22 protein-coding genes are annotated in these 24,871 nt (G+C 37.4%); 15 read left to right on the forward strand and 7 right to left on the reverse strand.

What is annotated here, in order from left to right:
* The first annotated feature begins 149 nt into the window (after nt 1–149).
* Both IGI87_RS01740 and IGI87_RS01745 read left to right on the forward strand, forming a co-directional pair.
* Complete coding sequence (locus IGI87_RS01740; protein ID WP_002386054.1) at nt 150–506, forward strand: DMT family transporter; 357 nt, start codon at nt 150–152, stop codon at nt 504–506.
* Nucleotides 503–814, forward strand: a complete 312-nt coding sequence (locus IGI87_RS01745) for a DMT family transporter (protein ID WP_002361148.1) — start codon at nt 503–505, stop codon at nt 812–814. Before IGI87_RS01740 ends, IGI87_RS01745 begins: the two co-directional genes overlap by 4 nt.
* A 95-nt stretch (nt 815–909) precedes the next feature.
* Here the strand turns inward: IGI87_RS01745 and IGI87_RS01750 are convergent, their stop codons facing one another.
* Nucleotides 910–1,956, reverse strand: a complete 1,047-nt coding sequence (locus tag IGI87_RS01750; RefSeq protein WP_438736105.1) for a glycosyl hydrolase family 18 protein — start codon at nt 1,954–1,956, stop codon at nt 910–912.
* 42 nt (nt 1,957–1,998) lie between these two features.
* Complete coding sequence (locus tag IGI87_RS01755) at nt 1,999–2,583, reverse strand: lytic polysaccharide monooxygenase (RefSeq protein ID WP_002355225.1); 585 nt, start codon at nt 2,581–2,583, stop codon at nt 1,999–2,001.
* 272 nt (nt 2,584–2,855) lie between these two features.
* Between IGI87_RS01755 and IGI87_RS01760 the strand changes: the two genes are divergently transcribed.
* From IGI87_RS01760 to IGI87_RS01770, 3 genes are read left to right on the forward strand one after another with little or no spacing between them, the layout of a single operon-like run.
* Nucleotides 2,856–3,590, forward strand: a complete 735-nt coding sequence (locus tag IGI87_RS01760) for an acyl-ACP thioesterase domain-containing protein (RefSeq protein WP_002413507.1) — start codon at nt 2,856–2,858, stop codon at nt 3,588–3,590.
* A 53-nt stretch (nt 3,591–3,643) separates the two neighbouring features.
* Entirely contained in the window at nt 3,644–4,477 is an 834-nt protein-coding gene (locus IGI87_RS01765; protein WP_104853817.1) for a DUF72 domain-containing protein, read from the forward strand.
* Between the two features lie 16 nt (nt 4,478–4,493).
* Nucleotides 4,494–5,030 carry an HAD family hydrolase gene (locus IGI87_RS01770; RefSeq protein ID WP_131639225.1) on the forward strand — a complete coding sequence of 179 codons (537 nt, stop codon included), beginning with the start codon at nt 4,494–4,496 and terminating at the stop codon, nt 5,028–5,030.
* A gap of 22 nt (nt 5,031–5,052) precedes the next feature.
* Here the strand turns inward: IGI87_RS01770 and IGI87_RS01775 are convergent, their stop codons facing one another.
* Nucleotides 5,053–6,405: an aspartate kinase gene (locus IGI87_RS01775; protein ID WP_438736106.1), complete on the reverse strand. Its 1,353-nt coding sequence runs from the start codon at nt 6,403–6,405 to the stop codon at nt 5,053–5,055.
* A gap of 186 nt (nt 6,406–6,591) precedes the next feature.
* On the opposite strand from IGI87_RS01775, the gene IGI87_RS01780 reads away from it, so the two are divergent.
* The 3 genes from IGI87_RS01780 (at nt 6,592) to IGI87_RS01790 (ending at nt 10,471) form a co-directional block, all read left to right on the forward strand.
* Nucleotides 6,592–7,278 carry an HAD family hydrolase gene (locus tag IGI87_RS01780; RefSeq protein ID WP_002355232.1) on the forward strand — a complete coding sequence of 229 codons (687 nt, stop codon included), beginning with the start codon at nt 6,592–6,594 and terminating at the stop codon, nt 7,276–7,278.
* 185 nt (nt 7,279–7,463) lie between these two features.
* Complete coding sequence (gene ezrA, locus IGI87_RS01785; RefSeq protein WP_280211181.1) at nt 7,464–9,200, forward strand: septation ring formation regulator EzrA; 1,737 nt, start codon at nt 7,464–7,466, stop codon at nt 9,198–9,200.
* Nucleotides 9,201–9,325: 125 nt separating this feature from the next.
* A complete protein-coding gene (locus tag IGI87_RS01790) occupies nt 9,326–10,471 on the forward strand; it encodes a cysteine desulfurase family protein (protein WP_104853822.1) in 1,146 nt (381 codons plus the stop codon).
* A gap of 54 nt (nt 10,472–10,525) precedes the next feature.
* Here IGI87_RS01790 and IGI87_RS01795 read toward each other — a convergent pair whose 3' ends face one another.
* Complete coding sequence (locus IGI87_RS01795) at nt 10,526–11,218, reverse strand: response regulator transcription factor (protein WP_104853823.1); 693 nt, start codon at nt 11,216–11,218, stop codon at nt 10,526–10,528.
* Entirely contained in the window at nt 11,215–12,558 is a 1,344-nt protein-coding gene (locus IGI87_RS01800) for a sensor histidine kinase (RefSeq protein ID WP_280211447.1), read from the reverse strand. The genes IGI87_RS01795 and IGI87_RS01800 overlap by 4 nt, the downstream gene beginning before the upstream one ends.
* A 323-nt stretch (nt 12,559–12,881) precedes the next feature.
* Between IGI87_RS01800 and IGI87_RS01805 the strand changes: the two genes are divergently transcribed.
* The 5 genes from IGI87_RS01805 (at nt 12,882) to IGI87_RS01825 (ending at nt 18,491) form a co-directional block, all read left to right on the forward strand.
* Nucleotides 12,882–13,859, forward strand: a complete 978-nt coding sequence (locus IGI87_RS01805; protein ID WP_104853825.1) for a DUF4822 domain-containing protein — start codon at nt 12,882–12,884, stop codon at nt 13,857–13,859.
* Nucleotides 13,860–14,043: 184 nt separating this feature from the next.
* Nucleotides 14,044–15,009 (forward strand): DUF4822 domain-containing protein, encoded by a 966-nt coding sequence (locus IGI87_RS01810; protein WP_438736108.1) that lies wholly within the window; start codon nt 14,044–14,046, stop codon nt 15,007–15,009.
* A gap of 216 nt (nt 15,010–15,225) precedes the next feature.
* A complete protein-coding gene (locus IGI87_RS01815) occupies nt 15,226–16,251 on the forward strand; it encodes a DUF4822 domain-containing protein (RefSeq protein ID WP_438736109.1) in 1,026 nt (341 codons plus the stop codon).
* A 173-nt stretch (nt 16,252–16,424) separates the two neighbouring features.
* Nucleotides 16,425–17,228 carry an ankyrin repeat domain-containing protein gene (locus tag IGI87_RS01820; RefSeq protein WP_164982915.1) on the forward strand — a complete coding sequence of 268 codons (804 nt, stop codon included), beginning with the start codon at nt 16,425–16,427 and terminating at the stop codon, nt 17,226–17,228.
* Nucleotides 17,229–17,279: 51 nt separating this feature from the next.
* Entirely contained in the window at nt 17,280–18,491 is a 1,212-nt protein-coding gene (locus IGI87_RS01825; protein WP_438736111.1) for an amidohydrolase family protein, read from the forward strand.
* A gap of 40 nt (nt 18,492–18,531) precedes the next feature.
* Here IGI87_RS01825 and IGI87_RS01830 read toward each other — a convergent pair whose 3' ends face one another.
* Together IGI87_RS01830 and IGI87_RS01835 are read right to left on the reverse strand one after the other, a co-directional pair.
* Nucleotides 18,532–19,344, reverse strand: a complete 813-nt coding sequence (locus IGI87_RS01830; protein WP_438736112.1) for an alpha/beta hydrolase — start codon at nt 19,342–19,344, stop codon at nt 18,532–18,534.
* Nucleotides 19,319–20,911: a PucR family transcriptional regulator gene (locus tag IGI87_RS01835; protein ID WP_002355248.1), complete on the reverse strand. Its 1,593-nt coding sequence runs from the start codon at nt 20,909–20,911 to the stop codon at nt 19,319–19,321. The genes IGI87_RS01830 and IGI87_RS01835 overlap by 26 nt, the downstream gene beginning before the upstream one ends.
* Nucleotides 20,912–21,033: 122 nt before the next feature.
* On the opposite strand from IGI87_RS01835, the gene fdrA reads away from it, so the two are divergent.
* Together fdrA and IGI87_RS01845 are read left to right on the forward strand one after the other, a co-directional pair.
* Nucleotides 21,034–24,045 (forward strand): DUF1116 domain-containing protein, encoded by a 3,012-nt coding sequence (gene fdrA / locus IGI87_RS01840; RefSeq protein WP_104853830.1) that lies wholly within the window; start codon nt 21,034–21,036, stop codon nt 24,043–24,045.
* Nucleotides 24,038–24,871, forward strand: a complete 834-nt coding sequence (locus IGI87_RS01845) for a DUF2877 domain-containing protein (protein ID WP_438736113.1) — start codon at nt 24,038–24,040, stop codon at nt 24,869–24,871. Before fdrA ends, IGI87_RS01845 begins: the two co-directional genes overlap by 8 nt.

Genomic DNA, 24,871 nt, shown 5'->3' on the forward strand with positions numbered 1-24,871 from the left:
TCTAGTTGATTTTTTTAAAAAATAAGAATATAATGACCAGAGATATTTTAATACATAAACTTGCGTAAACATCGCCGGATGCTTGCGACTAAAGTGTTAATGAACAGTTCTTAGGCCATAGCTGAACTGTTTGTTGGCACTTTTTTTGTTTGGAAGGGAAGGAAAACAAGATGAGTAAAGCTTGGTTAAAAGTTATTTTTGGCGCTTTTTGTGAAGTGATTTGGGTCATTGGCATGAAGCATAGTACAACATGGTGGGAGATTTTAGGGACAGTAATTGCAATCTTTATCAGTTTTTATGCGCTGATTAAAGCAGGAGAGGAATTGCCAGTGGGCACAGCCTATGCTGTATTTGTCGGCTTAGGTAGTGCTGGAACTATTGTGACAGATCATTTTTTATTCCACACACCATTGGGCATAGGAAAAGTTCTTTTTCTGTTGCTGTTATTAATAGGTGTGATTGGCTTAAAAATGGTAACTGGAAATAAAGAGGAGGAAACAAGATGAGTTGGTTATACTTAGTCATTGCAGGCTGTTTTGAAATCTTTGGCGTAGGTTCAATTAAATTATTTACAACAAAAAAAGACTTACGTTCATTGTTAATTTTAATTCTAGCGTTTAGTGGTAGTTTTTTATTCTTATATTTAGGAATGAGACAATTACCAATGGGCGTTTCTTATGCGGTTTGGACAGGAATTGGTACAGCAGGAGGCGCTATTTTAGGAATGCTCTTAGGTGAATCAAAAGACCCACGCCGGATATTTTTTATTTTTTTAATCATTGTTTCTGTGATTGGTTTAAAATTAATTGGTTAGAAAGTGAGAGAATACTGTTTGGATTATTGAAAGACAGGCGAATAAAATTTAAAAAGAGACAGAACCAAACGCGGTGTTCTGTCTCAAAATAGCTTTTATTTTACGAGGTTACTATAACGTGTCGCAAATTCATTGTTGTAGGACTTGCCGTTGACATCTTGACCAACATCCCAATTTGCAGACCAAGTCATTAAGCCACGGATAGGATTACCATCTTTTGCTAACTGGTCAAAAGTTTTGGCTACAGGGCTGGCCTCAACGACATAGCCGCTACCAGCAGCATCCCGATTTGCTGGTAAACCAAGGACTAATTTATCGTTTGGTATCTGTAGATAGCCGCGCGTGCCATGGATTAATGAATCAGACATATAATAGAGGAATTCGTATTTTAAAGCATCGTTGCTTTGGGCGACCCAAGTCATAATTTCATCAACCCAGACACCATCGCCGCCTTGGTTATATAATTGTGGGGCAATGTAATCATAATAACCATTTAGGGAAGTAATGTAGGTTTCATAAGCGGCACCAGGTTTTAAATAAGGAAATTCTGGCGCCATCGTAATGATGAAATTTTTTCCTTGTGCTCGATAATGGTCTTTGACTATTTTCAACGCAGCAGGGATGACGGTTTGGTTGTCGCCAGCAGTAATTGCCAATTGCTCTAAGTCGATGTCTAAACCATCAAAGCCGTATGTTTCCACTTGACGAATGATTTCATTCGCAAAGGCTTGTTCATCACCTTTGACTAATTGAATATGTGCATCTGCTCCACCAAGTGCCAATAAAACTGCACGACCTTGACTATTTAATTGTGCGACCTCTTGTCGGAAGGCAGTGTCCGTTTGATTGTAAGGCTTGAACGTAGGAATCCGTGTCGTACCATCGCTTTTCATAAAGGAAACCGGTACGACATTGTAGGCTTGATTGACATCTGAAAGGTTCAACGTTGCTGATGTTCCTTGCTTGTAACCATCGCGTCCTTTTGAGGCCCAGTTATGCCAATACCCAACTAACACTTTTTTGCCAGAGATATCTACCATCGTATCCGCAGCATCTGCAGAAGCTTGAGTAGGCGTTAACCACAAGCCCGCTGCAACGGTCGAAAGAAGGAGAAAAGCAGGAATTATTTTTTTTAGCTTCATTTTTTGAGAACTCCTTTAATTTAGTTTAAGATGTGGGTATTTTTACTGAATGTTCACATCAATTGCTTGGTAAAAGGCGTTCACAGTATCACCAATGCCCCAGACAGCGTAAATGACATGATAACCTTTGCGGTCTGTCGGAATATTAATTGTTTGTTTGACAACTTTATTAGGAACTTCTTGTTTGCCGTCGATTGAAGCAATTTTGTCGAAGTTTTTAATGTCTAATGGTTGATTTGGGTTCCAGCCATTTTTCGTAATATAGTAATCCCAAGAAGCAGTTCTATGTTGAGCAGTTAAGTTCCAAGTGATGTCAAGGGGACCTGTTGTAATGTTTGTTTTATGCCAACGAGTAGCTGTTTGTTCATCCAAAGGTTCAAAACCTGAGACACCTGCACTGGCTAATTTACCAGTAATAAACGTATTTTTTGGCGCTTCGATACTTTGAGGTTCCCATTGTGCACGACCAACATTTGTATTTAAGTTACCACCAGCAGAACTACCAAAGAAAGCACGACTTCCAGGACTTGCCACGTAACCATGAGCCTCCGAAACAGTAGGGGCCAATGCAGCGCCACCTAAAACAAAACTAAAAGCCAGGACGATTGTTAATAAACTCTTTTTCACGAAAAAAACCTCCTAAAAAATTTTTTGTATGCGCTTACAGTTATGAATATAACATAATAATCTTTCAGATACAAATAATAAGAAATGTTATTTTTTAAATAAGTCAATATTTTTTTAGTGATATTAATCATGGTTTTAAATAATATAAATAATAGTATTTTTCGGATTTTTGTTAATTTTTTATTCAGAATCGCAATTGAAGAAATCACGTGGTATACTTTTAATAAGAAACAATGACACGAAAGTAGCCATTGGAAAAAGGAGATTATTTCGTGGGAAAAAAACATACATCCTCTTATGAAGTTGCCTACTATGACGGCGATTTTACTGGCGCAATGAAGATACCAGCTTTGTTAGCGGTTGTCATTAAAGTATCAGAAGAACAAACAGAATTACTAGGAAGAGATGCGGCTTATGTCGCCCAATTTGGCCTAGGTTGGGTCATCACCAATTATGAAATAGAGATTCACCGCTTACCAAAAGTTGGTGAAAAAGTAGCAATTACAACGCAAGCAATGAGTTATAACAAATATTTTTGTTATCGTAACTTTTGGGTTCATGATGAAGAAGGCAATGAATGTGTCTTTGTGAAATCAACCTTTGTCTTAATGGATCAAAAAAATCGGAAAATCAGTAGTGTGTTACCAGAAATTATTGCACCTTTTGATTCTGAAAAAATCACTAAAATTTATCGCCATGAAAAAATTGAAAAAGTCACAGAGGGGAACTTTTTACCTTATCGCGTGCGTTTTTTTGATATTGATGGCAATCAACATGTTAACAATGCGATTTACTTTAATTGGTTATTGGACGTGTTAGGGTATGACTTTTTAACAACACATCAACCGAAAAAAATTCTTGTAAAATTTGACAAAGAAGTAGAATACGGCCAAGAAGTCGAAAGTCATTACGAAATTGTCGAACAAGAAAATCAGTTGAAAACGCGCCATGAAATTCGGATTGATGGTCAAATCTATTGTGAAGCGAATATCGATTGGACAAACTAAGAAGTTGAGCTGACAATATAGAAAAATAAAAAGTTACGCAGAGGAGGAAGGACATGATTCGCTTAGGATTAACATCTTTTAGTGAACACGACTATTTAACTGGGAAAAAACGGGCCACGCTTTATGAATACGCCAGTCATTTACCGCTAGTTGAAATGGACACGGCGTATTACGGGATTCCTCCCAAAGAACGAGTAGCTGAATGGGTCAAAGCAGTTCCAGAAAACTTTCGCTTTGTCATGAAAGTTTATAGTGGAATCAGTTGTCAAGGTGAGTGGCAAACCTATTATGCAAGTGAAGAAGAAATGATCACCGCTTTTTTAGAAAGTATGGCCCCATTAATTGAAAGTAAAAAATTATTTGCCTTTCTGGTACAATTTTCAGGAACATTTGGTTGTACGAAAGAAAATGTCGCTTACTTGCAAAAAATTCGTCACTGGTTTAAAGACCTACCCATCGCCATTGAATTACGAAATAATTCATGGTATCAACCAAACTTTGTAAAACAAATGTTGCAATTTATGAAAGAAAATCAATTTTCACTTGTGATTGTAGATGAACCGCAGATCCCTACGAATCCAGTGCCCTTTTATCCTTATGTAACGAATCCTAATCTCGTGCTCTTCCGGTTTCACGGACGTAATGCGGCTGGCTGGTTAGCCAATGATTCAGAGTGGCGTAAAAAAAGAACCCTCTATCATTATAATACGCAAGAAATCGCTGATTTAAGCGAAGCTGTTTTAAAAATGTCGCAAGAAGCCAAAGAAGTGGGCGTGATTTTTAATAATAATTCTGGCGGTGATGCTGCAGAAAACGCCCTACAGATGCAAAAAGTCTTGAATTTGAGTTACGATGATTTGAATCCAAAACAATTAGATTTATTTTGAGAAAGAAGGTAGCTGAATGTCTGAAAAGCAATCCCCTTATGAAATGGCTTGTGCATTCCACGAGGTTTTTAATCCACAACAACCAGAGCAACCAACTGCTTTTTCGCCAGAGCTAGCCAGTCGACGAGCAGAGTTTAAAGTCGAAGAACTTGTAGAATTTTTATATAGTGCTGCTGATAATGACCAGGTGCTTTTTCAACAATTAGTCGACGGACTAAAAAAATCTGTCGATAAAGCAGAGCAGAAAGTCTTGGCGAAAGGCAAACCAGTATCTGATCCTTTAGTGGAGGAAGTGGATGCACTAGTCGATTTATTGTATTTTACTTATGGTTCGTTTTGCTTAATGGGCGTCAATCCAACAAAAATTATTGAAATCGTTCATCAAGCCAATATGGGAAAATTATTTCCAGATGGGCAGCCACATTATGATCCGGAAACAAATAAAGTATTAAAACCTGAAAATTGGGAACAAGATTTTGCGCCAGAAGCTAAAATTAAAGCGGAAATTCAACGCCAATTGAAAATTACTGAGACCAATGAAAAAGACGAATGAGTTTCCTCATTCGTCTTTTTCATTAATCATGGAAGAACGTCCGATATAAGGCTTTGATGGCTTTTTCCTCTTGTTCTTTTTTGATACCAAACATAATACTTACTTCCGAAGATCCTTGGTTAATCATTTCTAAGTTGATTTTTTCTTTGGCTAACGCCATTGTACTTTCAGCAGTAACCCCAATTCGTTGGCGCATGCCTTCGCCGACAATCATAATCATGGAAAGGTGATGCGTGATGCGTAACTCATCAGGCGCTAAAACTTCTTGGAGTTGGGTCATCAGCCGATTTTCAATTTCAGTGGTTAACTGGTCTTCTCTTAACACAATCGTAATGTCATCAATTCCTGAGGGCATATGCTCATAGCTTAAGGCTAATTTTTCTAGTACTTCTAAGAGCCGTCGCCCAAAACCTAACTCTCTATTCATTAAATACTTACTAATGTAAATACTTGCGAATCCTTGATCACTAGCAATTCCTACAACAGGAGCATGCTTCACTTTGCGAGAGGTGGTAATTAGGGTGCCAGGATGATGTGGGTTGTTGGTATTTTTGATAACGACTGGAATATTTGCACGATAGGCAGGCATTAAGGCTTCATCGTGGAGGACGGCAAATCCTGCATAAGCTAACTCTCGCATTTCTCTGTAGGTTAATTCTTGAATTGTTTGAGGATGTTCAATAATTCCAGGATGTGCGACATAAATTCCGTCCACATCAGTAAAATTTTCATACAAATCTGCTTGGACACCTGCGGCAATAATGGACCCTGTGATATCGGAACCACCACGAGAAAAAGTACAAATTTCGCCTGCTTCTGTATAGCCAAAGAAACCTGGAATAACCAAGATTTGCTGAGTCTCACGATAGGCACTAATTTTCTCTAAAGCTTTTGGTAAAATGCGGGCATTGCCTGGCTCAGGTGTCACTAGGAGACCTAATTCTTTTGGACTAATGTAGCGAGCATCTAAGCCATTTTGCCTGAAAAAACTGGCAACAACCTTTGCATTATTGTCCTCGCCGCTAGCTAAAAAATAGTCAAATAAAAAAGCATTGTTTTCTTTTGGTAAAGTGGCTAATTGGCGAATCGAAATAGCGATATCAGCTAAAACTGCTTTATCCAAGTGTAATTCATCAAAAAGATCTTCATAACGTCGAATGATGGCAGTGATTGTCGGTTCAATTTCCTCATTATTTAAGTAGCGCTGATAGTATTGAATCAATAAATCAGTCACTTTAATATCTTGCGGGGTTCGCTTTCCAGGAGCGGATACAACGACAAACGTTCGGCGCGGCTCTTCCTTGACGATTTGTAAGACTTTCTGTAACTGTGGTGCTGATGCTAGCGAGCTACCGCCGAATTTAACTACGTTCACGTTTATCACTCCTGTTTTTAATTATTTTCTCATTTGTAGATTAGTAAAAGGATACCGAAAAACATTTAGAAAAGCAACCACTTATTTTCAGAAAGTTAGGAAATCATGAAAATATTTGTTCTTCATTTTTCCTTAAAATTTTGTTAAACTGTAAAGATATGAGTCGTAACGAAGGAGTTAAATAGTATGACAGAATCCAAAACTGCCATTATTTTTGATATGGACGGTGTCCTAGTAGATAGCGAAGCTTATTATTATGAGCGACGTAAAGCATTTTTAGCGGAATTTGATTTGACCATTGAGGGCCTAACCTTGCCAGAATTAGTCGGTGCGGATATGCGTTCATTATGGCAAAAGATTGAACAAGTCAACAAAAAAGAGCTAGATATTGCTTTTTTAAATGAACAATACATAGCCTATAAAAAAGCGCATCCGATAGATTATTTAGCTGTGCTTGATGAAAATGCGAAACGTGTTTTACAATTTTTAAAAAGACAAGGCTATAAAATCGGATTAGCTTCTTCTTCCACAAAAGACGCAATAGAAGAGGTTTTGACAGTGGGGCAATTAAGTAGTTATTTTGATGCGGTCGTGAGTGGGGAAGATTTCGAAGAAAGTAAACCAGCGCCGGATATTTATCTGCACACGTTACAAGAATTAGCTGTCGCTCCACAGGAATGTATAGCCATTGAAGATTCAGAAAAAGGCATTGCCTCTGCGAAAGAAGCTGGGCTAGAAGTTTGGGCTATGCGAGATGAACACTTTGGCATGGATCAAAGTCAAGCGGATGCCTTCTTAACACAACTAAGTGATATTTGTAAAAAAATTAGTGAAAATCGAATCGATGAAAGCAGTGAATCAACCCCTTCGTAAGAAGATCGTGGGTTTTCTTAAAAAAGTTTGTTATAACTAGTGAATGAATATACAGTTTGTGCTATAATTTTCTATAGGTATTTCTGCAAGAATGGCCTTTTTCAAGGGTCAGAAACAATAGATAACCGTGTGAAGAGAACAAACAACCTTTCTTTTATTATAGAAAAATTATCGGAGGAGCCAAAATGAAGAATAATTGGATTATCATTTTAGTACTAGTAATCGTTATTATTGCTGCGGTGCTATACTTAATTGGTTATTTTATGCGCAAAAAAAATCAAGAACAATTAAATGAACTAGAAGTTCGTAAAGAAGCCCTGTTTGACTTGCCAGTCTTTGAAGAAATTGATGATATCAAAAAAATGCATTTAGTTGGACAGAGTCAAAATAGTTTCCGTGAATGGAATCAACGTTGGGTAGAACTATCAACGCGTTCTTTCGCCGAACTAGAAAGTCAAATTTATGAAGTCGAAAATCAAAATGAAATTTTCCGCTTCATGAAAGCGAAAAAAGCAGTCGTGGAAGCGAATGAAACGATGACCGAAATGGAAGCCGAAGTGGAAGTCATTCGTAATGGCTTGAAAGAATTACGTGAAAGTGAAGAGCGCAATTCATTAGAAGTTCAAAAAGCTTTGGATGTCTATGAAGAATTAAGTAAATCACTAAAAGATGATAAAGCTAGCTTTGGTCCGGCTTACTCCGAAATCCAAAAACAATTAAGAAACGTCGAAATTGAATTCACACAATTTGTCACTCTAAATACATCAGGCGATCCAATCGAGGCTCGAGAAGTTCTAGAAGATGCGGAACGTCATACGTATGAATTGGAGGACTTGATGAAACGGATTCCACCAATGTATGAAGAATTAAATGAAACTTTCCCGGATCAATTAAAAGAAATTGAAGAAGGCTACAACCAATTATTAGCTGACGATTATGTATTCCCTGAACAAAACTTTGCTGAAGAAATTCAACATGCGAAAAAACGTGTGGAGAATTCAATGGCTGATTTAGAAAAAACAGAGATTGCCGCAGTAGAGGTCGCAAATCGCGACACAGCAACGGCGATCGATGCATTATATGAAGTGATGGAACGTGAAATCGAAGCGAAGAAATATGTCGTAACCAATCAAAAAATTATTGACGATTATATTTCTCATTCCTTAAAAAATAACCGTCAATTAATGATTGAATTGGACCATGTCTCACAAAGTTACACCTTAAATAATAACGAGCTAGGACGTAGTCGTGGTTTCCAAACGGAAATTGAAGAAATTATTCGCCGTCAAAAAGATTTGGAACCTCGAATGAAAGAACATACCGTTCCTTATTCTGAAATTCAAGCGTTCTATAAAGAATGCTATAAGATTTTAGATGATATTGAAAATCAACAATTAGAAATCGATGCTTCATTGAAAGAACTAAGAAAAGGCGAAAAAGTCGCCCAAGAAAAAGTTGACGAATACGAATTCCGTTTACGGAGTATCAAACGGTATGTTGAAAAGCAACGATTGCCAGGTTTGTCTGCTGATTACTTGGAATTTTTCTATGTGGCAACAGATCGAATTGAAGATTTAAGCCGTGCCTTAAATAAAATGCGTATTAACATGGATGAAATCAATCGTTTGTGTGACTTATGCGAAGATGATTTAGAGTTATTAGATAAGAAAACAAAAGATTTAGTCAATGCAGCAGCTTTGACAGAACAAATGATGCAATATGCAAACCGCTATCGTCATACTCATGAGAACATCCGAACGGCTTTAGATAAAAGCATGTATTTATTCTCGACAGAATTCCGTTATCAAGATGCATTAGATGAAATTGGAACGGCCTTGGAAGCTGTTGAGCCAGGAGCGTTCAAACGAATCGAAGATTTTTATTTTAAAAATATCAATAACCCTAATTTAACAGCCATTTAATTAAACAATCACTAAACAGAGGTTTGTCGACAGACAAGCCTCTGTTTTTATGGCGTAGTGGTGACTTGAAGTGATACTTTAGAAAGTATATAATGGGAAAGAATTTTAAAAAAGAAGGGTGACAAATGATTTATTTTGATAATAGTGCAACCACACCGATTTACCCCCAAGCTTTAGATACATATGTAAAAACCAGTCAGCGGATTATTGGCAATCCGTCTAGCCTACATGACTTAGGCAGCCAAGCAAATCGGCTCTTACAACAAGCACGGAAGCAGCTTGCGGAGCTAATCAATGTTTCAGCAAATGAAATCTATTTTACAAGTGGCGGAACTGAAGGAGATAACTGGGTTTTAAAAGGAACGGCAATCGAAAAACGAGAATTTGGTAATCATATCATTATTTCTGCAGTGGAACATCCAGCAGTCACAGAAACAGCGGAACAATTAGTCGAACTAGGTTTTGAACTTTCTTATGCGCCAGTGGATAAAGACGGTCGTGTGAAAGTCGAGGAATTACAGAAATTAATTAGAAAAGAAACGATTTTGGTTTCTGTTATGGCAGTGAACAATGAAGTGGGAACGATTCAACCAATTAAAGAAATCAGCGAGGTTTTAGCGGCGTTTCCTAAAATTCATTTTCATGTAGATGCGGTTCAAGCAATTGGAAAAGTTAATTTCTCAGAGTGGTTAACGGATCGGGTGGATTTTGCAACGTTTTCTGCACATAAATTTCATGGACCACGAGGCATCGGTTTTATGTATTGGAAACAAGGCAAACGCTTAGCGCCGCTTTTAACAGGAGGCGGGCAAGAAAACAACCAACGAAGTGGGACAGAAAACGTACCAGCAATTGTGGCAATGGCCAAAGCGTTGCGTTTGCATTTAGAGAACGAGCAACAACGGCCGCAACATGTGGCGACATTACGGAGTTGTTTATTAAATACGCTAGGAAAATTTCAAAATGTGACTGTTTTTTCACAAGAAAATGAATATTTTGCGCCACATATTTTGTGTTTTGCTTTGAAAGGAATCCGTGGAGAAGTACTAGTCCATGCATTGGAAGAAAAACAGATTTATATTTCGACCACGAGTGCTTGTTCTAGCCGCAAAAAAATGGCTAGTAGCACCTTGTATGCCATGCATGTACCTGGAGAATTGGCTACTTCTGCTGTGCGCATTAGTTTAGATGAAAGCAATACAATGGCAGAAATTGAACAATTTATGATTGTTTTTAACCAACTTTATCAAAAATTTTCTCGTGTAAATTAATAAAAAAAATAAGTCGGATCCTAGAAATAGGACCCGACTTATTTTTTGTGCTCTTTATCGATTGAAGCGGTAGCCACTTCCCCAGAGTGTTTCAATCGGAGAATCAGAGAGATTGGCTTTTTTTAATTTTTCCCGAATCCGTTTAATATGAACAACGACAGTCGAAACCTCAGTATCTAAGGCATCAAATCCCCAGACACTTTCAAAAAGTTCTTCTTTATTCCACACGCGATTGGGATGTTCCATCAAGAAAACCAACAATTTGTATTCTTTACTTGTAAAAATAACTTCATTTTCTAAAACAAACACTTTGTGGGCGGCTGTGTCGACAGCAATTTCATTGATTTGTAGTAATTGTGGTGGTTGTTCTGCTTTGCTTAGCAATTGATAGCGGTTCATATGGGCTTTTGCTCGAGCAACTAATTCATTGGGGCTAAACGGCTTGATTATATAATCATCCGCACCTAAGCCAAGACCACGAATTTTATCAATATCTTCTTTTTTAGCCGAGACAATCATAATCGGTGTTTGCTTTTTTTTTCGAATCGCACGACAGATTTCAAAACCATCCATAGTCGGCAGCATCACATCTAAAATAATTAAATCAAAGGGCTCATTTAAAGCTGCGTCCAATCCTTTTTTTCCATCATGTTCAATTGTGACAGTCATATCATTAATTTCTAAATAATCTTTTTGTAAATCAGCAATGCTTGGATCATCTTCAATAATTAATACATGTGGTTTCATTTTTCATCCTCCAACAACGGCAACGTAATTATCACGTTGGTGCCGTTTCCTTTTTTACTTGTGACAGTGATTGTTCCCTGATGATAGTCAATAATTTGTTTGACAATACTTAATCCCAATCCGCTTCCTTTAACCGTTGGAGTTCGAGATTTATCCACACGATAAAAGCGTTCGAATAAATAAGGTAATTCTTTTTTATCGATACCAATACCGTTATCTGTAATGGTTAAAATTAAGTCTGTTTGATTATGTGTTAAAGAAATCGTAAAGGCTAGTTGTTCTTTAGTGGGATCTGCAAATTTAATGCTATTTTGAATCAGATTGGTAATCACGCGATTCATCTGAATTGGATCTATTTGAACATATAAGGCTTCGGCTGGAATCGAAGAAGTAATCACTAATTCTTGTTCCAAACGGTACTCTTCAAGGATATGCGCAATAAAACGGGTGAAATTGGTCTTTTCCATCGTAAAAACAGCACGGTCTAGGTCTAATTTGGAATACAAAAATAATTCTTCAATTAAATCATTGAGGCCTAAACTTTTTTCATGAATAACCGTTAAATAGCGTTGCTTTTTTTCTTCGGTATTGGCAACGCCGTCCATCAAGCCTTCAACATAACCAATAATAGAAGTAATTGGTGTTTTTAAGTCATGAGAAATATTTGCAATTAATTCTTTCCGATTAGTTTCATATTTTTCACGTTCCGCATTGGCTTCTTCTAAATCTTGCCACATTTGTTCAAAACTAAGTTGGAGCTGTTTGACTTCCGTTGAGACAGTTTGGTGACTAGTTGGTGTAAAAGGGTTTTCTTTTTGAGCATCCTTGCTCAATGTTTTGGTCGCTTTTTCTAATGCTTCTAATGGCTCAATAGTGGTTTTGGTTAAGCGCTTATTAATGAGCCAAGCCGCCGCAATTGCTACAAGGATAATTAACAAAATCATCCAGATAATCCAGCGTGTGAAGAATTCAAAGAGGCTACTTTCGCGTTTCAAGACAATAAAGCTCCCCTTAGAACCATCTAAATAATGAAAATCGGATTTGACATAATGATACAGACGCCCTGCATTATCCAATGTGCCAGTTGGCATAATATTATTCATTTCGTAGTTTGGAATATGTACAAACAAAGATTTTTCTACTAAATTATCCGAATAATAAGGAAACCGGGCATTCTTTCGAATAATCACGCTTAATCCTTTTGCCTCAATTGTTTGAATCGTTTCTTTTAATTCTTTACTCAAAGGCGTATCTAGTAATTTCGGTGATTTTTTTAACAGTTGGTCTAAGGCTAAATAACTTTCTTCTTCGTTAGCGGTCAATGGTCGTTGCTTATTCATCATTCGGTAAGCTTGGGGCAAACTGGGGACAGTTCCTAACGTGATGTAAGAAGCTAAGGATAAAACAGCTAAAACAGAGACTAAAGTAATAATGATGGCACTTATATAAGAAATAAAAAAGCGGCGTTTAATGGTCAAAAGCGTCCCTCCTAGTGGTTTTAATCTATTTCTTACTTATAGTTTATTACAAGTGAACAAAAAAAAGCTAGTATTGTTATTAACTTTTTTTCATTTGTTTATAATTTGTTCATTTTTCGGCAAGTAGGAGTTTATAAGACTTTGCTATTCTAGGTCTATCAAAAAGAAAAAGGGGATTACCAACCATGAAAAAGAAAAAAGTTTTTAGTGCGCTGACCTTATTAACCTTTAGTACGTTGTTGATTGCAGGTTGTGCTGGCGGAGCCAACTCTGCCACAGAAAAATCAAGTGCAGCTAGTTCAAGCACTGCAGTCTCTAGTTCAGCAGAATCAGCTAAAGAGCAATCAAAAGGACAAGAATTAACAGAAATTTTATCCAGTACAGATTGGCAAGGCACAAAAGTTTATGACAAAAATAATAATGATTTAACAGCAGAAAATGCTAATTTTATTGGCTTAGCAAAATATGATGGTGAAACAGGTTTTTATGAATTTTTCGATAAAGAGACAGGGGAAACCCGTGGCGATGAAGGCACATTCTTCGTGACAGACGATGGCGAAAAGCGTATCTTGATTTCGGATACACAAAACTATCAAGCAGTGGTCGATTTAACGGAAGTGACAAAGGATAAATTTACTTATAAGCGAATGGGGAAAGATAAAGACGGGAAAGATGTAGAAGTCTTTGTAGAGCATGTTCCTTATTCTGACAAAAAGTTAACCTTTACGAATGGTCGTAAAGATTTGGAAACAGAAACTGGCAAGATTGTTACCAATGAACCTGGTGATGATATTTTAGGGGCTACATTATGGAATGGCACGAAAGTTTTAGATGAAGATGGTAATGATGTTACTGAAGCAAATAAAATGTTTATTAGTTTAGCGAAATTTGATAATAAAACAAGTAAATATGAATTCTTTGATTTAGAAACGGGTAAAACACGTGGCGATTTTGGTTACTTCCAAGTAATTGACAATAACAAAATTCGTGCCCATGTTTCAATTGGTGACAATAAATATGGAGCTGCATTAGAATTAACAGAATTAAATGATAAACGTTTTACGTATACACGCATGGGTAAAGACAACAATGGCAAAGAAATTAAAGTCTTTGTGGAACATGAACCATATGAAGGTGACTTTACGCCAGACTTCACGTTCTAATTAGTCAATCACGAGTGGCTGAAGCGGTCAAAAGAAAGTAAAGGATTCTTTTGACCGCTTTATTTTTAATAAAAAAATAGTTTATAGTTGTTTTTAATCGTTTATAAATTGTTCATTTTTCTGACAGTGGTAGTTTAGAATCGTTTGTTAAGATTGGTTTATCAAAGAAAAGGAGCGATGCTTTATGAAAAAGAAAGTATTAAGTTCGATTACTTTAGTAACATTAAGTACGTTACTTATAGCAGGTTATGCAAGTCCAGCATTTGCAGATCATGCAGCCAATCCAAATAGTGCTACAGCAAATTTAGGTAAACATCAAAACAATGGCCAGACAAAAGGTGATAAGGCGACTAAGATTTTATCTGGGACGGACTGGCAAGGAACCCGTGTTTATGATGCTGCTGGTAATGATTTAACGGCAGAAAATGCTAATTTTATTGGGTTAGCAAAATATGATGGTGAGACTGGTTTTTACGAGTTTTTCGACAAAAACACTGGGGAAACCCGTGGTGACGAAGGAACATTTTTTGTGACAAGTGATGGCACAAAACGAATTTTAATTTCGCGGACACAAAATTATCAAGCCGTAGTGGATTTAACCGAAGTGAGTAAAGACAAATTTACTTACAAACGTTTAGGGAAAGATAAACTGGGGAATGATGTCGAAGTTTATGTGGAACACGTTCCTTATCATGGGAAAAAATTAGCTTTTACAAATGGACGTGAAGCCTTAACCAATCAAACTGGCAAAATTGTAACAAATAAATCAGGGGATAAAATTTTAGGAACAACCTTGTGGAATGGCACAAAAGTCGTAGATAAAAACGGTAATGATGTGACAGCGGCCAATCAAAATTTCATTAGTTTAGCGAAATTTGATCCAAACACAAGTAAATATGAGTTCTTCAACTTACAAACAGGTGTAACACGTGGCGACTTTGGGTACTTCCAAGTGGTGGACAATAACAAAATTCGGGCCCATGTATCTATTGGTACGAATCGTTACGGTGCGGCGCTAGAATTAACAGAACTAAACAATGATCGATTTACGTATACTCGAATGGGTAAAGATAATGCTGGTAATGATATTCAAGTATTTGTAGAGCATGAACCTTACCAAGGCACATATCATCCAGCTTTTACTTTCTAGTATTCTCTTGTCTTCTCTCTCATCTAACAAAAGAACGTCCCCCAACGTTCTTTTGTTTTCATTTTTGAAATAAATAAGTTGTTATTAACATGTTTTACATTTATTAATATTTTAATTATAAATATAATTATTTTATAATTTGTTCATATTATTGACAGGTGTAGTTAATAAATAATTGTTAGTATGGAAGTATCAATCAGTAAAGGAGTTTAAATGATGAAAAAAAAGGTTTTCAAAATGTTAGTAACAGTAACTTTAAGCACGATGCTATTTACAGCAGTTGGTAGTGGTACTACAGTGTTTGCCTATGAAAGTAATTCAGGGGCTAATGTAGGTGCAAGCAATAATGTAGGTAATCGTCCAGAGTCCAAACGAACAGTCGGTGAACGTTTGGATGAGTATTTGACAGGTAAGGATTGGGAAGGTAGACGTGTTTATGATGCGAGAGGTAGAGATTTAACTGCTGAAAATACTGATTTATTACATGCTGCCAAATTTGATGCCGCAACAAGTTTTTATGAATTTTTTGACAAGGAAACAGGAGAATCATTAGGTGATGAAGGAACCTTCTTTATTACGGCTGGTTTTTCGAGTCCTTTAAAAGTTGTTTTTATTTCACAAACAAAAAACTATCAAGGAGTGTACGACTTTGCTAGACTGTATGGTGACACGTTCACTTACAAACAAACGGGGAAAGATAAAGCTGGAAATCCTATTGAAGTTTATGTTGAAAACAAAGCAACTTCTGGCGTAAGTACTTCATACGTGGGACCTGTTTATCCAACAGAAAGTCAATTAACATTTACGAACGGACGTCCATATTTAACAAACCAAACAGGCGAAATTGATATAAACAAGCCTGGGGATGAAATCTTAGGACAAACTTTATGGAATGGCACAAAAGTGGTCGATAAAGACGGAAATGATGTTACGGCAGCTAATCAAAACTTTATCAGCTTAGCAAAATTTGATACGTATAGTAGTAAATATGAGTTCTTCAACTTACAAACAGGTGTAACACGTGGCGACTATGGATATTTCAAAGTTGCCGATAATAACAAAATTCGAGCCCATGTATCTATCGGTGCGAATCGCTATGGTGCTGCGTTAGAATTAACAGAATTAAATGAAAATCGTTTCACTTATACACGAATGGGTAAAGATAATGAAGGTAATGATATTCAAGTATTTGTAGAGCATGAACCTTATCAAGGAACCTTTAACCCAACATTTACCTTTTAAAAACTAGACATGAGAATAGGAACCAAAAGTAGGACTTCCTGCTTTTGGTTTCTATCTTTTTAAAATAAAAAAACAGAGAAAGCGTTTTAATCGACAAATAAAAAAAGATTCGTTAGATTAGAACCACTGGAGAAAAATCTCATATTTCTCTCGAGGAAAGGAAGCTGAGCACAATGAACAAAAAAATTTTAATGGGGCTATTAAGTGTCACGACCATTCCATTACTTGCTGCGTGTCAAGGAGGAGAAACACCTTCCGCACCGTCACAAAATAGTCAAACGGTGACTACTCAAAGTAGTGCAAAAACTGAAAGCACCAGTACAACTCGTTCAGTGGCTCAAACAACATCAAAAGAGGAAGTGAAAGAACCAATGAAGACCTATGAAGTGGGTGCACTTTTAGAAGCAGCCAATCAACGAGATACGAAGAGGGTTAAGGAAATTTTGCAAGATACTACTTATCAAGTGGATGAAGTCGACACAGAAAGCAATACACCGCTCAATATCGCTGTTCACAATAATGACATTGAGATTGCGAAAGCGTTGATTGATCGGGGTGCTGATATTAATCTACAAAATAGCATTAGTGATAGTCCCTATCTTTATGCGGGAGCGCAAGGACGTACGGAGATTTTAGCGTATATGTTAAAAAATGCGACACCAGATTTAAATAAGCATAACCGTTACGGCGGCAATGCGTTAATTCCGGCAGCTGAAAAAGGACATATTGACAATGTGAAGCTCTTGTTAGAAGATGGACGAGAAGACATAGATTTCCAAAATGACTTTGGCTATACAGCGTTGATTGAGGCAGTTGGGTTACGTGAAGGGAACCAACTATATCAAGATATTGTAAAATTGTTAATGGAAAATGGTGCGGATCAATCCATTAAAGACAATTCTGGTCGAACAGCAATGGACTATGCCAATCAAAAAGGTTATACGGAAATTAGTGAAATTTTAGCACAGTACGACTAAGTGTTGTGTCCTTTCGGGAAGGAATAAATACAGGTAGGAGTGAAGGAAAGCATGAATTATTGGTTAAAAAATGTTCGAATTGAAACAGGGTATCAAAAAGAAGGTGACTGGTTATCTGGGACAGTAACCAAAGAGGTGGCAATTGAAGTAACAGATGGAGTATTTACGAAAATCATCTCCAATGAAGAATTGGTAGAAGAAACTGGGATGACAATTATTGATGGTCACCATCAATTGATTTTACCAGGTTTGATTGAAAAACATTGTCACTTTGATAAAAGTAAATTAGGTGTTTCATGGTATCCAGTGACGCCAGCGAAGACAATTGTGGAACGTGTCGAAACAGAAATCCCTTATTTAGATAGTTTAGAACTTTCTTTAACTGAACGCGCAAATCATTTAATTGACTTAGAATTATCACATGGCGCGACAGCCTTCAGAACACATGTCGACGTGGAACCGATGACAGACTTACGTTATTTTGATGAAGTCCAAGCATTGGCCCAAACGAAACCATTTGCGGTAGAAATTGTCGTCTTTCCACAGCACGGCTTACTACGTTCAGATTCCGTTGAATTAGTTGATCAAGCATTGGCAAAAGGTGCCGATTTTATTGGTGGCGTGGATCCTTATTCACTAGATGGTGATTACAAAAAATCATTGGCTGAAACATTCCGCTTAGCAGATAAACATGGTGTCGGTGTGGATATTCATTTACATGACCGTCACGAAGCTGGGACAACGACGATTAAAGAAATTATCCGTTTAACGAAAGAATATGGCCTACAAGACAAAGTATTTATCAGCCATGCCTTCGGGTTAAATGATTTCATTGGTGAAGAACGTGACGAAGTTTATGACGCTTTAGCAGCAGAAAAAATTCATATTAATTCCAGCGTGCCAATCACACCTAACACGATTCCGCCAATTATGGAATTGTTACGTCATGGCGTCAATGTCCATCTTGGTTGTGACAATATCTACGATTGCTGGTCTCCTTATGGTGATGGCTCATTACAAGAAAAATTGGCTCGTTTAGGTGAACTTTTTAATGTGAAAGATCAAGATGCTTTAACACAATTATTAGGCTTAGTGACAGATGGTATCACGACTTTAGATGAACAAGGGCAAGCAAATTGGCCGCAAGTTGGTGCTGAAGCAACTTACTTACTCACTGAAGCAGAATGTGCGGCGGCTTTTGTCGCTCGTCAGACACCGGTGGAAATCAGTGTGGTAAAAGGAACCACACTTTATCAAAAATAACAAAAAGAAGCGAGATTTCTCGCTTCTTTTTTTGTTATGCTTATCGTTCCTTCAACCAGCTATCCAATTGCTCAAATAAAGCGATGACCGAAGGATCTTTGGTTTGTTTTAAAAAATCATGTTCTAAATAGTAAACCGCTTTAAAGGTACTCTCAGGAATGGTCCGTCCGATTTTTTTGCTATAGCGGAACGGCACTTCTTCGTCTGAGCTGCTAGCTGTACTGAAACAAGGGGGAAACGTTTTTAATGTTTCGTCTGACAGTGCGTAAGCAGACCAGTCCCCATTTTCTGGTAATCCGTAAAAGTGCGGCAATAGCGCTTGCTGAATACTGTAATGATACAGCAGATAGCGAGAAAGAAAAGGATCATCCCAAACAGGCTTCGTTTGGTCGATGGTAGCTATTTCTTTAGCGGAAATGGCTTGCTTTAATAATTTTCGTGGCTCTTTAATAAATTCTAAATCTGTATAGCCGTAAAAATTGACTAAAAATTGTGGCGTCAAATTTAGTGTTTGTAATTGTTTGGTTAACTGTAACATTAAATAACCGCCAGCGGAACGCCCGCACAAACCAAAGGGCTGATTTTGAATAATCTCTTCGTTTAACAATTGGAAGGTTTCTGTTAGCGTTCCTAAGATGTGATCGATTTTTGTATTTGGAGCCAATAAATAGTCCAACGCTAAAACGGTATAGCCATTGCTTGTAAACAGCTCCTTCAGTTCTTCTGGTAAATCACTTTTGGTTCCATAAATCATCCCGCCACCATGTAAATAGACGACATAGTTCGTTGATTCAGTCGTAGTGGGGTAGATAGTAACTGTTGCGCCATTAGCGAGTGTTTGATTGTTTTTCAAGTGCACGTCTCCTCATCTTTATAATGTATGTGGCAATTTCATAATTTAACAATTGCAAGGGATTGGCTAAGTCAATATCAAGAAGTTGTTCCACTTTGTTTAAACGATAACGAATTGTTTTTGAATGAAGGAACATCGCTTCAGAGGTCTGTTTATAGTTGCGATTATTTTGGAAAAAACTGTACAAGGTTTCAAACAAATCGTAGTTATTTTCGGCTAATTGATAAAGTGCGCGAGGAATTAATTCGTCTAAATTTTCCAATTGGTCTTCGCGGATAAAATTTTTAAAAACCCCGATATCGGCTAAGGTAACAATTGGTCCGTTGTAAAAAGTTTCATTAAAGCGCAGGATGTCCAGACATTCAATCAGTAGCTCTTTAATACCTTCTCGTGATTTCAAACTGCTGACGGCGACGGTAAGCGTGTCGTTTTCTTCTAAAAGTTCAGCTAATAAACGACTTAATTGCAGCTTTGTAATTTTTCCATCACTTTCATTGAAGTTAAAAAGGACAGCCGAATAATTTAGTTGATCAAAGAAGATGGATTTCACACGCAGGGTACGAAGTAAGGCAATAATTCGTTCTTTCATGAGTTGTGTATTGGTGTCTTTGGTAGAAAAAGCAATTGCTTGGTAAGAATCTAGTTCTTGCATTTGCACTTCACGAAGCAAACTGTTTAGCTCGTCAGGATTTTGCGGTGTATTTTGTAAAATAGCATCCGCTAAGTTGTTCAAACGAGTATACCGTTCTTTTTTTAACAAATTTTCGGTATTGAATTTTTCTTGTAAGACATCAATCGCATTTTCGATAATCACTAAATCCGTTTCTTTAACCTTTTCATCTTGTAAATAAACCAGAAGTAAACAATTAGTGGAATAACTATTGAAAATAGAAACTTCTAGTGCCAACTGTTTTTTGGGGTTGGCATGAGAGTAAAGTGTTAAAAGAGAGTAATCGTTTTTAGTGAATTCACTGTTTTTTAGTTTTTCTCTTGAGAGCACAATCGCATCATGGGGTAAGTCACCATCGCTAATTTCCAGATGTTTATCCAACATTTTTAAAGCGAAGGGTAATTTAATGATGTCATAAAATTCTTGCATAATCGTCTCAACCGTTGGGTAGTGGCGCTCTAATTTGGTGAAACGCTGGCGCACATCGTAATACGTACGTAAGACATGCGACTGATAATTCAACAAAGGCTCGTAAATCGTAAACAGAATTTTTTCATAGCTAATGTCTTGTGTGATTTTAATTAAAGGAATTTCATAATTGAAACATAATTCGATAAACCACTCTGGAATCATTTTAATGAATCGATCTGTTTTTAAAATTAAGCCGCTGATGCCAATCCGGCGCATCTTTACGAAAAAATTTTCCAACTCTTTTTCAGGTAGATCATGCAAAGCGTAGAAAGAAGTCAAAATTAACTGATTCTTTCTACTCCAGTTCTCAATGTCAATCGCTTCTAAGACCATAGCTGAGTCAACTTCATTGTCTAAACCAATCTCTTTCGTCAAAATTTTACCTTTTTTTAAGTCGCCTATCGATAATAACTCTCTTAATTTCATCGTTTTCTCCTTTTTTCCTCTTATGGATAAAAATTATACCATTTTTTTAGAATTATGTCCGATGAAAACACTTTCTCGTTTCGATACAATAGCATTGTAAGGAATAGATAGGAGGATGAACAATGTTACACACAGTAATTTTGAAAAACAATTACCAAGACTCCATCAACTTAATGTTATTGACCAATAAAATCAATGCATTAGATGGTGTAACCATGAGTCAAATCATGATGGGAACAGATGCCAACAAAGACATCCTTAACAACACGAACTTGTTAACGGATGAGGCCAATAGTGCATCTGCAAACGACATGATGATTGTGGTTGACAGTGAAAAAGAAAACATCATGGAAGAAGTTATGCCAGCGATTGATGAATTCTTAGATGATTTATCAGCAAAAGGAACTAGTGAAGAAGCACAAGCAGCAACTTCTTGGGCAGAAGCGTTTGATCTTTTACCAGAGGCGAATGTAGCGCTATTCAGTATTCCTGGTGAGTATGGCGCGCCAGAAATGGAACGTGCCTTAAAAAATGATTTACACGTGTTCTCTTTCACGGATAATGTGTCGATTGAAGATGAAGTACGTTTGAAAAAATTAGCGCATGAAAAAGGCTTACTAATGATGGGCCCTGACTGTGGAACTGGTATTATCTCAAGTATTCCAATCGCCTTTACAAATGTTGTTTCTCCAGGAAACATTGGCGTTGTTGGTGCTTCAGGAACAGGGATTCAAGAAGTCACAACGATTATTGACCGCTTAGGTGGCGGAGTTGTTCACGCCATTGGTACTGGTGGTCGTGACCTAAGCGACAAAGTAGGCGCTATCACTGTGAAAGATGCAATTGTGGCCTTAGAAAATCACGAACCAACCGATGTGATTACAGTCATCTCTAAACCACCTGCAAAAGAAGTTCGTGATGAAGTGGTTGAATTATTACAAAGCATTTCAAAACCAGTCGTTGCGATTTTCTTAGGAGAAAAACCAACAAGTCACGAAGGCAAAGTTTATCTAGCTCATACATTAGAAGAAACAGCTAAAATTGCTGTCGATTTAGCAAATGATGTAGCCGTGAAGAAAAATTACTTTGAAGCATTAGCAAAACCAGCTGTACCAACATTACCAGAAGATAAAGTTGTAAAAGGCTTATATTCAGGTGGTACATTAGCTTCTGAAGCAGGTATGTTAATTTCTGAAGCTTTAGACCTTGGCGGTTTAGTGAAAGCAGAAGGCTATGTCTTGAAATCTCACGGTTATGAAGTCATTGACTTAGGCGATGATATGTATACACAAGGTCGTCCACACCCAATGATTGACCCAGATGTTCGTATCGAAAAAATTCGTGAATACGCACAAGATGAAAAAACGGGGATTATCTTATTCGATGTGGTGTTAGGCTATGGTGCTCATGAAGACATGGTTGGTGCATTGTTACCAGCAATTGAAGAAGCGCGTGCCACAGCCAAAGAAGCAGGACGTGATCTTTACTTTGTTGCAACTGTCTGTGGGACGACGAAAGATCCGCAAAATTACCAATCGTCGGTTGATCGTTTGAAAGAAGGCGGCGTTTTAGTTGCAGAAAGCAATGCTAAAGCTGTTCAATTAGCTTTATTACTAAAAGGAATCGAAATTTCAGAAGACGATAAAGAAGTGGTTGCTTACAACGGATCAACTGTCGATGTACCAAAACCAGGCGAAAAAGTAATGGAACTATTAACAACCAAACCAAGAATCATTAACGTTGGGTTGCAAAGCTTTACAGAATCAATCGTTGATTACGGGGGCGAAACTGTTCAATTCAACTGGCGTCCACGTGCTAACGGCAATAAAAAAATGATTAAAATTTTAGATGCTTTGGAAGATTACAGTGAACAAATCGAAGCTGAAAATCACAAAGTAACAGACAAAATTAAAAATGCACAACCATTCTTAGTAGATGTGGTACCTGCGAAATCAGTGATTCCAGAATTAAATGATGACGCACAAAAAACATTACTTCATGCTGGACCACCAATCCAATGGTCTGAAATGACTGGACCAATGAAAGGTGCTTGTATCGGTGCTGCATTATTCGAACGTTGGGCAGACAACGAAGAAGATGCCTTGAAGATTTTTGAAGCTGGCGAAGTACGTTTCATCCCTTGTCACCATGTGAAAGCAGTAGGACCAATGGGCGGTATTACTTCTGGTAATATGCCAGTCTTTGTTGTAGAAAATCGCTTAGAAGGTAACGAAGCATACTGTATCTTGAATGAAGGTATCGGTAAAGTATTGCGTTTTGGTGCTTATTCACAAGAAGTGGTTGATCGTTTAGATTGGATTAAAGATGTTTTAGGACCAACTATTGCGAAAGCCTTGAAACTTTCTGAAGAAGGCTTGAACTTAAACGTATTGATCGCGCGCTCTATTACAATGGGTGACGAGTTCCACCAAAGAAATATTGCCGCATCTTTGAACTTCTTAAAAGAATTGTCTCCATTAATTATCAAAACAGATATTCCAGAAGATCAAAAATACGAAGTGATCAAATTCTTAGCTGACACAGATCAATTCTTCTTAAATGTCATGATGGCAACTGGGAAAGCAATTGTTGATGGTGCTCGTAAAGATACCAACGGAACGATTGTCACAACGATGACTCGTAACGGCGTGAACTTTGGGGTCCGGATTGCAGAAACAGGCGATCAATGGCATACCGCACCAGTAAATACACCAAAAGGTCTTTACTTCACTGGTTTCAGCGAAGAAGACGGAAATCCTGATGTCGGGGATAGTGCAATTACTGAAACAGTAGGCGTTGGAGCAATGGCTATGGTAGCTGCACCTGGCGTAACACGGTTTGTAGGTGCAGGTGGTTTTGAAGATGCGTTAGCAACCTCAAATGAAATGGCAAAAATCTGTGAAGGACACAACCCAACATTCTCAATTCCAACTTGGGATTTCCAAGGAACTTGTTTAGGAATTGATATCCGTAAAGTGGTGGAATTAGGAATTACACCAATCATCAATACAGGGATTGCACACAAAAATGCCGGTGTTGGTCAAATTGGTGCAGGGACAGTTAGAGCACCTCTAGGCTGTTTTGAAAAAGCTCTAGAAGCGTATGCTGAGAAACTAGGCATTACGGTTGAATAACCAACTAGTCATTAGTGACTACATTTTTCCTATCCACCAATATGGCAAGATGGGAACCATTCACAGTGTTTTTGAACGTTCATTTAATCTGAAAGTCCAGGATCAATTAATCAATGTTGCAAACTTCCATAATTATTTATCAAGCTTTGGTATGTTTTTGCCGGATCAATTGTTTCAAGAAGTTTTTCCGTATGTACAACAAGGCAATAAAGTCAAAATCACAGAAAATCAGTTGACCTTTTACAGTACAGTCGGCGTGAAGACGATCCAACTCACACCTGCCGAGGTCGTTTCTTTAAACATTACTCATTTCAAGTTAGAAAAAGACCAATTACGCTTGTTACGAGACCGCTTATTAACGAGAAATTTAGAACGTAGAATTGGCCTGCCTTTAGACGAACGCGCAAAGCATATTTTCAAAAAAATGAGCCAAAAACAAAAAGTTTGGACACTATCGGAATGGCAAGAAGTAACGAATTATCTGATTGGTCGGGGCAAAGGGTTAACCCCGAGTGGTGATGACATTTTAGTGGCGTATCAAACAATTCTGTTCATACTTGCTGAAGAAAGAGCTGCGGCGTTAGCCGCTACTCTTTCGGCAGCAAATTTATCCACAACAGATGTTAGTAAAGGCTATATTGCAAGCTCGGCTAAAGGATATGTAAATTCATTGTTGTATCAGTTACTCTTGGATTTGGAGAACCATCGGGATAATAGAGTTGACGAAAATATTGACAGAATTATACAAATCGGGCATTCCTCTGGTAAAGATATGTCCTTTGGAATGTTACTAGCTTTACAATCTGTAGAGTTAGATGAGAAGTGA

The organism is Enterococcus sp. DIV1444a (assembly GCF_051712125.1).
Classification (GTDB): domain Bacteria; phylum Bacillota; class Bacilli; order Lactobacillales; family Enterococcaceae; genus Enterococcus; species Enterococcus faecalis.

Bases quoted from the DNA above. Each gene is read 5' to 3' on its own strand.
- IGI87_RS01795 (WP_104853823.1), bottom strand. From the start codon at position 11,218: ATGAAACCACATGTATTAATTATTGAAGATGATCCAAGCATTGCTGAT.
- IGI87_RS01765 (WP_104853817.1), top strand. From the start codon at position 3,644: ATGATTCGCTTAGGATTAACATCTTTTAGTGAACACGACTATTTAACT.
- IGI87_RS01750 (WP_438736105.1), bottom strand. From the start codon at position 1,956: ATGAAGCTAAAAAAAATAATTCCTGCTTTTCTCCTTCTTTCGACCGTT.
- ezrA (WP_280211181.1), top strand. From the start codon at position 7,464: ATGAAGAATAATTGGATTATCATTTTAGTACTAGTAATCGTTATTATT.
- IGI87_RS01820 (WP_164982915.1), top strand. From the start codon at position 16,425: ATGAACAAAAAAATTTTAATGGGGCTATTAAGTGTCACGACCATTCCA.
- IGI87_RS01770 (WP_131639225.1), top strand. From the start codon at position 4,494: ATGTCTGAAAAGCAATCCCCTTATGAAATGGCTTGTGCATTCCACGAG.
- fdrA (WP_104853830.1), top strand. From the start codon at position 21,034: ATGTTACACACAGTAATTTTGAAAAACAATTACCAAGACTCCATCAAC.
- IGI87_RS01790 (WP_104853822.1), top strand. From the start codon at position 9,326: ATGATTTATTTTGATAATAGTGCAACCACACCGATTTACCCCCAAGCT.
- IGI87_RS01805 (WP_104853825.1), top strand. From the start codon at position 12,882: ATGAAAAAGAAAAAAGTTTTTAGTGCGCTGACCTTATTAACCTTTAGT.
- IGI87_RS01780 (WP_002355232.1), top strand. From the start codon at position 6,592: ATGACAGAATCCAAAACTGCCATTATTTTTGATATGGACGGTGTCCTA.
- IGI87_RS01810 (WP_438736108.1), top strand. From the start codon at position 14,044: ATGAAAAAGAAAGTATTAAGTTCGATTACTTTAGTAACATTAAGTACG.
- IGI87_RS01825 (WP_438736111.1), top strand. From the start codon at position 17,280: ATGAATTATTGGTTAAAAAATGTTCGAATTGAAACAGGGTATCAAAAA.
- IGI87_RS01835 (WP_002355248.1), bottom strand. From the start codon at position 20,911: ATGAAATTAAGAGAGTTATTATCGATAGGCGACTTAAAAAAAGGTAAA.
- IGI87_RS01800 (WP_280211447.1), bottom strand. From the start codon at position 12,558: ATGAATAAGCAACGACCATTGACCGCTAACGAAGAAGAAAGTTATTTA.
- IGI87_RS01745 (WP_002361148.1), top strand. From the start codon at position 503: ATGAGTTGGTTATACTTAGTCATTGCAGGCTGTTTTGAAATCTTTGGC.
- IGI87_RS01815 (WP_438736109.1), top strand. From the start codon at position 15,226: ATGAAAAAAAAGGTTTTCAAAATGTTAGTAACAGTAACTTTAAGCACG.